This window comes from Candidatus Aquicultor secundus, assembly GCF_002791875.1.
GTDB classification, from domain to species: Bacteria; Actinomycetota; Aquicultoria; order Aquicultorales; family Aquicultoraceae; genus Aquicultor_A; species Aquicultor_A secundus.
Genome location: NZ_PFNG01000259.1, coordinates 1 through 11,792, shown reverse-complemented (window position 1 = coordinate 11,792; position 11,792 = coordinate 1). Strand labels below are relative to the sequence as shown.

General features: G+C 49.6%; 12 protein-coding genes. 4 read left to right on the top strand and 8 right to left on the bottom strand.

The window, feature by feature from the left end; genetic code table 11:
• Positions 1–258: 258 nt before the first annotated feature.
• The 4 genes from pyrE to COY37_RS11085 all read right to left on the bottom strand — a co-directional run bounded on the left by pyrE (position 259) and on the right by COY37_RS11085 (position 4,174).
• On the bottom strand, positions 259–804 hold the full coding sequence (gene pyrE, locus COY37_RS11100) for an orotate phosphoribosyltransferase (protein ID WP_286678214.1): 546 nt from the start codon (positions 802–804) through the stop codon (positions 259–261).
• An 81-nt stretch (positions 805–885) separates the two neighbouring features.
• Entirely contained in the window at positions 886–1,608 is a 723-nt protein-coding gene (locus COY37_RS11095; RefSeq protein ID WP_286678213.1) for a GGDEF domain-containing protein, read from the bottom strand.
• A 46-nt stretch (positions 1,609–1,654) separates the two neighbouring features.
• Positions 1,655–3,406 (bottom strand): methyl-accepting chemotaxis protein, encoded by a 1,752-nt coding sequence (locus COY37_RS11090; RefSeq protein ID WP_286977589.1) that lies wholly within the window; start codon positions 3,404–3,406, stop codon positions 1,655–1,657.
• 243 nt (positions 3,407–3,649) lie between these two features.
• The gene (locus COY37_RS11085; RefSeq protein ID WP_286678211.1) at positions 3,650–4,174 is read right to left on the bottom strand and encodes a hypothetical protein; all 525 of its coding nucleotides are present in this window, start codon (positions 4,172–4,174) and stop codon (positions 3,650–3,652) included.
• Positions 4,175–4,363: 189 nt separating this feature from the next.
• On the opposite strand from COY37_RS11085, the gene COY37_RS11080 reads away from it, so the two are divergent.
• The gene (locus COY37_RS11080; protein ID WP_286678210.1) at positions 4,364–4,624 is read left to right on the top strand and encodes a hypothetical protein; all 261 of its coding nucleotides are present in this window, start codon (positions 4,364–4,366) and stop codon (positions 4,622–4,624) included.
• A 132-nt stretch (positions 4,625–4,756) separates the two neighbouring features.
• Here the strand turns inward: COY37_RS11080 and COY37_RS11075 are convergent, their stop codons facing one another.
• Together COY37_RS11075 and COY37_RS11070 are read right to left on the bottom strand one after the other, a co-directional pair.
• The gene (locus COY37_RS11075; RefSeq protein ID WP_286678209.1) at positions 4,757–5,020 is read right to left on the bottom strand and encodes a hypothetical protein; all 264 of its coding nucleotides are present in this window, start codon (positions 5,018–5,020) and stop codon (positions 4,757–4,759) included.
• Between the two features lie 71 nt (positions 5,021–5,091).
• On the bottom strand, positions 5,092–5,670 hold the full coding sequence (locus COY37_RS11070; protein WP_286678208.1) for a superoxide dismutase: 579 nt from the start codon (positions 5,668–5,670) through the stop codon (positions 5,092–5,094).
• Between the two features lie 300 nt (positions 5,671–5,970).
• Here COY37_RS11070 and COY37_RS11065 point away from each other — a divergent pair, with 300 nt between their 5' ends.
• The 3 genes from COY37_RS11065 (at position 5,971) to COY37_RS11055 (ending at position 10,477) form a co-directional block, all read left to right on the top strand.
• Positions 5,971–7,743 carry an NAD+ synthase gene (locus COY37_RS11065; RefSeq protein ID WP_286678207.1) on the top strand — a complete coding sequence of 591 codons (1,773 nt, stop codon included), beginning with the start codon at positions 5,971–5,973 and terminating at the stop codon, positions 7,741–7,743.
• Positions 7,744–7,846: 103 nt separating this feature from the next.
• Positions 7,847–10,063 (top strand): GAF domain-containing SpoIIE family protein phosphatase, encoded by a 2,217-nt coding sequence (locus tag COY37_RS11060; protein WP_286678206.1) that lies wholly within the window; start codon positions 7,847–7,849, stop codon positions 10,061–10,063.
• A gap of 99 nt (positions 10,064–10,162) precedes the next feature.
• Positions 10,163–10,477 (top strand): hypothetical protein, encoded by a 315-nt coding sequence (locus tag COY37_RS11055; protein WP_286678205.1) that lies wholly within the window; start codon positions 10,163–10,165, stop codon positions 10,475–10,477.
• A 127-nt stretch (positions 10,478–10,604) separates the two neighbouring features.
• Here COY37_RS11055 and COY37_RS11050 read toward each other — a convergent pair whose 3' ends face one another.
• Positions 10,605–11,225, bottom strand: a complete 621-nt coding sequence (locus COY37_RS11050; protein ID WP_286678204.1) for a signal peptidase I — start codon at positions 11,223–11,225, stop codon at positions 10,605–10,607.
• A gap of 20 nt (positions 11,226–11,245) precedes the next feature.
• Complete coding sequence (locus COY37_RS11045; RefSeq protein ID WP_286678203.1) at positions 11,246–11,770, bottom strand: TasA family protein; 525 nt, start codon at positions 11,768–11,770, stop codon at positions 11,246–11,248.
• Between the last annotated feature and the right edge of the window lie 22 nt (positions 11,771–11,792).

Sequence of the window (11,792 nt, the reverse complement as noted above, 5' to 3'; positions counted from 1 at the left end):
ACCTCCTTCTCCCGTTTGGTGATTCTAACGAGATAATGCGAGGTCTTGATCTATTTTGCAAGACCTTACTTGCCTACTAAGAATTTACAGTACCGTTGATAAGCCCTTTAACCTGTTTTTAGAAATACATACCGGGGTCTTTTCGCATTTGTTAGGGGCAATTTCAGAAATTACTGCGAGCACTTACTCTAACACAAGGTATTTAATTACAGGGTTATTATTCCATATTTATAACCGTAGGGGGTACGGTGAGGGGTATCAGCCGGCACTGACCCCTAAGTCCGCGGTAGTAAACAACATCTCGAGCTTATAGCCCTTATCGCGGATGATATCGCTTCCGTCCTGCTGCCTGTCGACGAGACAGATGGCCTTAATAACATGGTGCCCTTCAGCTTCGGCGGCCTCTATCGCTTCAAGGATAGACCCGCCTTTTGTAATTACGTCGTCTACGATGATAACGTTTGAGCCGGGCTCAATCGGACCTTCGATGCGTTTCATCATCCCGTGCGCCTTCTGCCCTTTTCGCACGATAAACGCCTCAACGGGCTTGCCCTTCTCGTAGCTCTTCACGGCGACGGCAGTGGCTATCGGGTCTGCGCCCAGCGTTAAGCCGCCCACCGCATCGGCGTCCTCAAGCATATCGGATAGCACCTCGCCTATTAAAAATGCGCCCTCAGCATCCAGCGTGACCTTTCTGCAATCGATATAGTAGTTGCTCTTTTCTCCCGATGAGAGAGTAACCTCTCCAAAAATTACCGCTTTTTCTTTTAAAACGTCCCGCAATCTCTCTTTATAGTCCGCCATGGATACCCCCGCTTTTTTGCTTCGACCAGTGTAACATATTTCGCAACCAGATACCGCTATCCCCATAGCAGCAACCCCTACCTAGGAAGCCCGTTCCTCGGATGAATCATCTGAGTGTTTAAACAGCGTGACCGCATTTCCCCCGCGGTTTTTCGACTCGTACATGGCGTAATCGGATGCGGCTATCAACAGCTCTTTTCTCTTGGCATCCCTGGGATAAGTGGCAATACCCACGCTGATCGTGACCTGGGCAACGCCTTCTCTGGCATTGAACTGCAATTCGCCGACCTTTGCCCTAATCCGCTCCGCTACAAATACGGCCGCATCGCTATCGGTGTTAGCCAGAATGATTGCAAACTCTTCCCCACCGTATCTGGATGCGACATCGTAATCGCGGATCGAGTCTTTAATGGTTTGTGCGACATCAACAAGAACCTGATCGCCGAGCAAATGGCCGTGCGCATCGTTAAAGGCCTTAAACCCATCAAGGTCGCAAAAGAGAAGCGACACCGGCGTACCCAGCCGCGAGGAGCGGTTGAGCTCCGCTTCAAGTTTAATCTGGAACGAGCGCTGGTTCTCAAGTTGCGTCAAGTAATCTATGTGGGCTTTGGCCTCTGTCTCGATCTGCTTCTCTTTCAACATTTCCTTCAGGAGCGAGTTCTCCTTCTCTTTGCGCTGAAGAGCTTCGGTCATTTTGTCAAATTCCCGGGACATTTGTTGCAGGGGTTTGGACACTTCCTTTTTGAAGGCAGCGTACAAAAGAACTCCGATGACCGGCAATGCGACAAGGGAATAATTATCCATAGGGTTTCACCTGCTTAGTATCCTTTAATCAGTTCAATTCTATCGATTAAAGATTAATGCTGCCAATGAACTTGTCGAGTTCATCAGACATTCCTGCCAGCGACTGTACCTGGGCCGAAATCTCCTCAACCGATGCCGACTGCTCCTGAGACGAGGCCGAGACCTCTTCGGCTGAGGCTGCGGCTTCTTCGGAGACGGCTGCGATTGAGTCAACGGCACTTACCAGTTGGTTTGTTGATGATGCGACTTCTTCAGCGGTAGCCGAGTTCTCTTCGGAGATAGCGGCGATTTGGTCGATTGCTTTTGATACCTGGGATGAGGCTGCCGCCATCTGGTCCGCATTTTCTGAGACTTTGGCGATTTGAGTGATTACCTGCATGATAGAGCCCATCATCTCTTCGATGGCGATACCTGCATTTGCGGCAAGCTTACCTCCATTCTCCACTTCATTAGTGCCTTTTCCCATGGCTTCGACCGCCTGCATGGTCTCATCCTGGATGCCTTTGATTAGCTCTGCGATCTCACCTGTCGCTTTGGCGCTTCTCTCGGCGAGTTTTCTGACCTCGTCTGCGACCACTGCAAAGCCTTTGCCATGCTCTCCTGCCCGGGCCGCCTCGATTGCGGCGTTAAGAGCAAGTAGGTTGGTCTGCTCTGCGATGTCGTCGATGACTTCGATGATCTCGCCGATTTGTTTGGACTTTTCTCCTAAAGTTTGGATCTTGCTTGCGCTATCGAGTACGGTTTCTTTGATGCTTTGCATCCCGGTTACGGTTTCTTCTACCGCGCTTTTTCCTTTATCTGCTACGGTAGATGTAGCATCCACCACGTTTGCCACCATCTGTGCGCTCTCCGAGACCCTATTGATTGCATCGATTAACTGGCTCACGCCATTTGCGGTCTCGTTGACGCTTGTTGCCTGGTTCTGCGCCCCTGTTGCCACTTGAACCACCGCATTCGATATCTGCTCTACGATGCCGGCTGCATCAGCTGCGCTTTTACTCTGATCCCCCGCACCCATTGCCACCTGGCTGATAGCTGAGGAAATCTGGGTTGTTGCCCGGGTCATCGCATCTGAGTTGGCGGAGAGTTCCTGGCTTGAGGAGGCGAGTTTCTGACTCATCTCACCAACTGAAGCAAAGGCTGCCTTGAAGGGTTTGACGATGCCGCGCTGAACTAATACTATGATACCGGCGGTAACGAGAAGTGCGAACAAAACCGCTAACATCAAGCTGCGGTTTGAGCTTGTCCGAACATTATCTACGTTATCCATTGTATCCTTTAAGCTTTTCTTGACGTAATTATCAAGTTTAGCAACCGCTTGCAGATATGCGTTTTGAGCCGCTACGGCTTTTGGTATCCGCTCCTTAATATAGCTTTCATCGGTATAGTTATTAAAAATCGGTTTCACGGACTCTAAGTATGCTTTTCCGGCTGAGCGAACCTCATCAACCAACTTGGGATCTATGTCGGATGTCTTTTTAACCCCTTCATCCACCTTATCGGTGAGCCGTTCCAAATCGGCTGCTATCGCATTTCCTTTTTCGATGTAGCTCTTATCTTTTAGGTAAAGCAACTGGTAAATATTAACACGATAGCTTTGAGATAAGGTAGCAAGGTCACCCACGCCGCGATGCAACTCTGCATCCCCCCGCAGGTCTTCAGCGCCAAAACTCATGTCTCCCATGCTCTTATACGCGATAGCGCTTGAGATAGCTAATGGGATTAACGTTAGGGCGACAGCAACCGTTAGTAGGGTGCCCAGCTTTACCTCGCCCATCCATTTCTTTATAAAATCCATTGTTCCTCCTCTTGGGACAAAAAATAAAAATGCTTCTGTAGGTGTTAACTTTGTCATTCGGCAAGTGAAAGTTGAAACTTAATAAAAGTTTGCAACATTTCAAAGTATATCAGCAGCTTATAGTGGACGTAGTATGTGCTAGGTAGGGTCAAAAATAAACTTAATGGATTATGCTGTATAATAGCCCTTCGGGGGTTTCAAGGTAATCTACCTGATAAGACCGACCGGTCGTTATGAGCTACTTCACTTTTTACAGGTCGTCCCTGTTGTAGCCCCTTGGGTTGAGGGCGCGCTGATTTCCACAAGTGTCTGCGCCGTGACCGTATCAGTGCGACCGTCGAGCGCCTTTGCCGATATAGTAGCGGCATATTTTCCCGGTGTTGCCGACGAATCAACGGTCCAGGTCCAAGATACAAGGCCGCTCGTCTCGGCCTGTTTTGGGTAAAGCGTTTTAGCCTCACCGGCGCTTAGCTTATAGCCTGCATTGACTTCACATAATGCACCCGGTTTGGTCTGGGCGAACAGCGTTACTGTCGACCCGGGGTTAACCGGTGATGTAACCGATATAATCTTTACGGCCATCTGCCGGTCCGTAGTCGCCGTTGTTGGGGCATCGGTAGATTTTACCTGCGTATCCTGCGAGTTGCATGCCGCTACAGTAAACATCAATAATATAACCAGCGCAAGCAATAACGGCGGTTTTGCGCTTGTAGATAGTTTTGCCTGTAGTTTCTTAAGCCCCCGGTGCTTTTTTTTCAATTGATTCATGCGCCTCCCGATAGTTCTGAAGCTTAATACCCCCCTGGAGTATATAGACATAGTACCCTATTTCAGCCGCTCTGTCGACCTGTGGGTGCAATTTCTAACGCACTCGCCATGGCGAAACGCGGCCGGTGATTTTTCGATAGACGCGTTTAGGGTGAAGCTTATGAGGTAATTATCATAACCGAGGTGATTATGATGGCGGTTGAGCGGTATGACCTGAGATCAATGCAGTACGGCCCAGACCCGAGCGCGTTTTTTGAGAATACGTTCGGTAAAATCGCGAACGAACTTGCTCCGGGCCAGGAGGCATCGGTAATTGTGAACCCGGAGCACATGAATGAACCGGTTAGCCAAATGGCAAGCCTGGCCGAGACAAGCGGCCTTACAGTTATCGCGACACGGGAAACCGCATCTGATTCGGCGGTTATAGAGGTTAGAAAACGCGCAGCATAGCCCTCGTATAGGGGCGTTATCGGGAGTAAAAGAAGGGCAGCTATCGGCTGCCCTTCTTTCCTCTACTTTCTCACTACCCACTAATTTCCGCTTTACTTTAGCGCAAAGCAATCCGTACGTAGCCTGTTATGCTTAGGCCTTGACTTCGTCCTCTTCAAAATGCTGTACGAATTGCCCGATTTGAACACCCAGGTACACGCACTTGATGCCGTTCATGCACTCGTCAGCATCCTGCTTATTAATAAACGTCCTGAGTTCATGCTCACCTTTCTTAAGGTGAATTACCCAAGCGTTCTCGTCGGCATCAAACTCGAGACTCATATCGAGGTCGTGTTGATTGATTTCTTTGTACATCTCTCTTAGCTTCATCGCTAACTCGTCTTTTGTGTAACTCATGACACACCTCCTCTACTGTTATACAGGTCCATGCCGGTGCTTATGCTCCAGGGATTAGCTTTTCTTTGCTATTAGCCAAGCCTTTCTTCAACGGCCTGCCAGTTGATGTTTTTAAAGAACGCCTCTATGTAATCAGGTCTTTTAATCCCGTAATCAACCATATAAGCGTGTTCGAATACGTCCATGATCAAGAGCGGCATGCAACCGGCGGGATGGCCTATGTCATGCTCGTTAATCCAGAAATTTATGAGCCTTCCCGTTGCGCTATCCTGGTAAAGAACCGCCCAGCCAATCCCCCTTATGGCGCCGGTCGCCCTGAAATCCTTCTCCCAGGCGTCAAAACTACCAAAGTCTTCTGCAAGCTTCTTAGCAAGCGCTCCTTCGGGGTTAATCGAGCCCTGTCCGCCCAGGTTATCAAAATAATATTCATGAAGGCGCATGCCGTCAAATTCCCACCCGAGCCTGCGCTTAAGCTCGGCGTATTCCGGGGTCGCCGTCTGGCCATCGTTTAGCATCTTGGCAAGCGTATCCAGCAGCTTGTTCGTGTTGGTCACATACCCCTGATATAGCGTGAAATGGTTATTTAACAGGGTATCGCTAAAACCCTCCATCCCGATAAGTTTGCCGTAGTCCTTCGCAATGTAAGCCATATAGGTCTCCTTTCTATTTTCTGCTTTCCATTTTCTATTATCTAGAGAATCCCCAAAGGAGATTATCTTTACATATACCACACTTAGCCGCCGTTCAAACGCTTGCACGTTGAGTTTTCGGGAAATCAGGAGGATGCAGGGTCACCTCACCGATGATATCGCAATTCTGGTGACGCGCAGGATATAGATTTAACAAACCCGGCATTATTGCGATATATTATATGAAGATATAGAAGGACTAACGGGATATAACAGAATATAACAAGATATAACAAGATATAATAGTAATAGTAATGTGGGGTGTTTAACGTTAGAACGGTTAGATTGGCGCTGGCACAAGTAAATACGATCGTCGGCGATCTCAAGGGCAATGCCGAGAAGATCGCCTATTTTACGAAGCGGGCTAAAGACGCTGGGGCACAGATCGTGGCGTTCCCGGAGCTTTCCCTCTGCGGCTATCCCCCCGAGGACTTGCTGTTTAAGCCCAAGTTTATCGAGGACACGGCGAAAACCCTGCATTCCCTGGCCCCCATTTCGGACGGCATCATTACCATCATCGGGTTTGCGGATATGACCGACGATCTCTACAATGCAGCCGCGATTATGTATAACGGTAAAATCATTACCAACTACCACAAGATGTTCTTGCCGAACTACGGTGTCTTTGATGAGGTACGCTACTTTCAACGGGGCTCGCAGATCCCGGTATTCCGGGCACATGGGCTTACCTTTGGGGTAAATATCTGCGAGGATATTTGGTTTGCCGAAGGCCCCACGGTCGCGCAGGCGCTTGAGCCGGGGTGCCAACTGGTCATTAATGTTTCAAGCTCCCCTTACCACTTTGGGAAAGGTCTGCTCCGTGAGGAAATGGTCGGGATGCGCGCCTATGACAACCAGGTCTATATCGCCTATGTAAACACGGTGGGCGGACAAGATGAGCTAATCTTTGACGGGCAAAGCCTGGTTGCAAACCCGAACGGTACGATACTTGCCAGGGGCCGCCAGTTTGAGGAAGACCTGATGATCGTGGATTTGGACCTCTCGCAGGTATCGTCAAAGCACCTTTTCGACCCCAAACGCAAGCAGCGCACGCACCGCCCCGAAAAACAAAACGTCGTGCAGTATAATATAGATGACTTCCATCTAGATCATTTCGATCTGCAGCCGATGACAGAACAAGCCTCGGCCGCCGTTATCGAGCCCGCGCTAGAGCCCATAGCGGAAATCTACGAGGCGCTCAAAATCGGCTTGCACGATTACGTCCGCAAGAACGGCTTTGAAAAAGTGGTCATCGGCCTGAGCGGCGGTATCGACAGCGCACTGACGGCCGCCATCTGCACCGACGCCCTGGGACCGGACAACGTCGTCGGCGTCACTATGCCATCGCGCTATTCCTCTGCGGGCAGCGTTAAGGATTCTGAAGACCTTGCTGCAAACCTCGGCATCAAGCTCTTGAACATCTCGATCGAGCCGGAGTTTGCCATCCTGAAAGATATGATGAAACCATCCTTTGATAACCTACCCGAGGATATTACCGAGGAAAACATGCAGCCTCGAATCAGGGGCATGATCCTTATGGCCCTCTCGAACAAGTTTAACCGGCTGGTGATCGCAACCGGCAACAAGAGCGAGATAGCGGTCGGCTACACCACGCTCTACGGTGATATGGTCGGCGGCTTTGCGGTGATAAAAGATATTTTAAAAACGACCGTTTACGACCTCGCGAACTACAGGAACACGCTTCCCGGCGGGCCGATCATACCGCAGAGTATTATCGATAAAGAGCCGTCGGCAGAGCTAAAACCCGACCAAAAAGACGTGGACACCCTTCCTCCTTACCCCATATTGGACGAGATTCTGCACGGCTATATCGAGTCGGAGAAAAGCATGGATGATCTCATTTCCGAGGGATTGCCCGAGAATTACGTAAAATGGGTTATCCGCAAGGTGGACCAGAACGAGTACAAACGTCGGCAGGGACCGATAGGGATAAAAATAAGCCCACGGGCGTTCGGCAAAGACCGCCGCATGCCCATAACCAACGGCTACCGCGAGAACAACCGCTACTATTAGGCCGGGCATGTAATCTGGCGCTCCTCCCCTACCCCAGGTTTCAAAGCGCTTTTACCGGGTATAAACGTATCGTGTTGCATATACGATGGAGGCATAGATAGGCATGCTTTTACCAAACCCGTCTGAACATACTACCAGAGATCGACGCTCCACTCTACTAAAAGCCGCCCTCGGCCTTTTGAGTTTCTTGCTACTGGATACAAGACTTACCCATTCCCGCCTAAAACGTAAAGAACGGCTCTACAAAAATCTCTTTGAAAGCGCCACCGAGGCGACATGCCTAATCGATTATCACTATAAAACCATCCTGGATTGCAACCCGTATTTTGAAAGACTAACCGGATATGCCCGTAATGAACTCTTTAATTTGAGCGTACTCGAACTCGTACCCGAGGGCGACCATCCGCGTCTCTCCCAGCTCTGCCAGGAAGTTTCAGATAAAGGGACGATCCATGACGTGACCGGTATTCGCCTTAAAAAAAAGAACGGCTCAATCGTAAGCGTTGCTTTTTCGATATCCGTAATCAATATGGATGAAGAAAAAATGATCCAGGTGATCATAAAAGACATTTCCGCCGAGGAACAGCAACGCCGATACCTGAACGACCTTGAAACGCTAAATCGGATCACCTTTGAAATTACATCCCAGCTTGAGATAGATGAGCTGATGCCCAAGCTTGCCGAGCATACGGTAGACCTTGCCGGCGGAGATGGTGGGTTTGTGAGCCTGGTCGATAAGGATATGGGCGAGATTATCAATAAATATGCATATAACCTACTTGAGCCGGTATATGAAAATTGTATACCACTGGTCGCCGAAGCGGTGAGAAAAAAGCATACACTGGTGATCAACGATTATCCGGCTTTACCCCAAGCATTAAAGGATGTCGTCAACGAAGGTGTTAAAACTGCGCTGCTTGTGCCGGTTTTAGTTGATAATGAAGTGAGGGCGGTTATAAGCGTCTTTGGCTTTTCATACAAAAAGAAATTCGATGACTACCACAAAAATCTGCTGGAGGCGGTCGCCAGGCAGACATCGGCCTCGATAGAGCACGCGATGCTTCATAAGCAGTTAAACGCAGCGCTTAACACCTCAAACCTGCTGCTACAGGCGGCGAATATAATTGGAAGGTCGCTTGATATAAACGAAACGCTGCGTGAACTCGTTAACATCGCAGTGCGAACCACCGGATTAGACCACTCGAATATTGGGTTGTACGACGCTGAGCACGACGAGATGGTAATAGCCGTCAGCTATGAGAATGCAATACCCGCGGGCTTGCGGTTTAAGCTAACCGATTTTCCGGAGGCATCCAAAATTAAAAGCGGCACATGGTTTATCGCTAATATCGACGACCCTCGTCTTTCGCCCCAATTCAAGGAACTTATGCGCACGACCAATGTTAAATCGGCCCTCTACAGCCCACTTATGTACGCGCGCAGACCTATCGGTGTTATGTGTGTAGGCAGCACCGGACGGATGATCATGTTTGAGGAGCGACAGATAGAGATCGCACGGGGCATCGCAAGCCAGGCCACAATTGCAGTTCAAAATGCAATCCTTTACACCCAGACGAAAACCGAGCTTGAGAAAGAGCGCTACATCGCAGAAGAACTTCAGCGCAGCCTTCTGCCGCAGGAACTCCCGGAAATTCCACACACCGACCTCGGGGCCTATTATGCCTCGTCGACCGAAGAAGCCCAGGTTGGGGGCGATTTTTACGACATCATTGCCCTACCCGGCAACCGGTATGCAATGGTGATTGGCGATGTCAGCGGAAAAGGCATTGAAGCTGCGGCCTCGACGGCGATGGTCAAGTGCACTATTCGAACCTTTCTATACCAATACCCGTCGCCCTCGTTCGCACTTTCCCAGGCAAATACATCCCTTAGTCGCCAACTTGAGCAAGGGATATTCGTCACGGTCTTCTGCATCGTGTATGACGTTGATACCGGGTTGGTAACGTATGCGAATGCAGGGCACCCGCATCCTTGCTATTTTGACAAGGGAAAGGGGCATTGTGTTCAGCTAGCCAGCTCAGACCCGGCAATTTGCCTGCTCCCCAACTATTCCTACCACGACCACACCACCACTCTGCCTCCCGACGGTTTTATGGTAACATTCACCGATGGGACTATTGAGGCAAGAAAAGACGATGAGTTCTTTGGAGAAAAGCGTTTAAAGCGGGTCATCGATATATCTGCCGGACTTGCGGCCCAGGATATAGCCGATAGCATCATCGAGGAGTGCTTCACCTTTGCCCAGGGAAGGCTCGATGACGATATCGCAATACTGGTGATAAAACGGTTAAGCAGGTGAATCAGTCAATGGGTGAATGGGAATATTTGCTTTTAGCTTTCCTAATAACCTGCCGATAACATATACGATATTTGTTGGTTAGTTACAGGATCAAAGATTATGAATAAGTATGATTTTTTAAAAAAATGGGAAGCCAAAAGCGGCCTTAAATTAATAGGCGAAGAGCGCGATCGCTTCGCCAAAGAGTGCGAGCTGCTCCTCTATCTCGACGACGACATCCTTGAAATGGCGCTTAAAGTCGCCGGGCAAAAACGTAATTACAACCTGCAATATATTGAGACAGTGGGGTTGCACCTGCGCCAGTACCTGCACCGGGTAAACTACGAGACAATCGATGGCGAAGGTGCACCGGAAGAGCGCGTTACCCACACGAGAAAGCACCTGACACTTATTACCGGTGGAAAACCGGTATAACTTTAGAAGATACGTGATTAAAAAGAACCGGCCATCGGACCGGTTCTTTTTATTGGCATTAATTAAGTAGGGGCGGAGACAAGCTCCGCCCCTACGTTTATTGATTATGCGTAGTTCTCCCATGTGCTTAGCTGCAATCCGATGCCTCAGCGTCTACTTTAGCATTAGGATTAATAAGTTCGCTTGTTGACGTACTGATTTGAGCGACATAGGCGGCGCGTTCGGCTGCCCTTATTTTGTCTATGACGAGAAGCAGCACCAAGAACGCTAGCGACAGGTTGAGGGCAAGCAATCCCATCGGGGTTTTGGTGAAGGCAAGGATGTAGCCGGCCATCGGGATGACCCAAACCGCCCTACCCATAAATTCATCCTTGGCAACCAGCGCCGTATCCGGGCGATGGTTGCTGTCGCCTTGTGTTTTGATATAGGAAGCCCCATTCTCATAGACCTTTTCAACCGCCCTGTGCGTTATCAGGGAATCCGATGACTTTCCGTCTCGAAACACAACGATTTGGCCGCCTCGAACATCCTCAAACCTGACCGTTTTAAACACAAGGAGCGAACCGGAAGGCATGTGTGGCCTCATGCTGCCGCTTTTTACGATGAGAAGACCGATCCGACCGGAGGCGGCGAAGGTGAAGAAAACAACAAAGGCTGCTATAAGCACCACCACCAGACCGGATAATAAACGGTCTCTTAAAGATGTTTCACTCCAGCTTTGCTTGATGCTTGCTAAATAACGTGTCATCCCGGTTCCTCCTTCTTTCTTTATGGTGTGACGGGTCTCCATTGTTCGGCGTCAAACCTGAATTTGACGGTGGCTGTAGATTCATCATCAACATCCGCTTCCTGCGGAATCCAAACTTTAAAGCTTACGACGTGACCGTTTTCCGGGCCTCCGCCTTCAACGCCGTTTTCCCTGGCAAGCCAATCGGTTTCAAGAATATTGAGGTTTCCGGTCCACGTATCCCCCGATTCCATGTCCTCGACTTCGACCATGGCGGCGTTCCAAAGCTTGGTGCTCGTCCCGGTTTCCCGATAGGACTTAACCTTGTAGAAAAACTTGGTGTCCTTTCCGCTAAATACGGTTAACGTGGCCTCTTGCGGCGGGCTTCCCGGCATGAGATCCGCTATCGTCATAAACGGCTCGGGATCGGTGCCAAGACACATAGAACCTGTGGTTATTGTGTTGTCCATGTTCTCGGCCTCGGCGGTCATGTAGGAAAATGTGCCGCCGGTGAGCATGGTAAGTACAAGCATGATACCTACTAAGGCTATCATTAGCTTCTTCATAGTGCCCCTCCTTATTGATTTG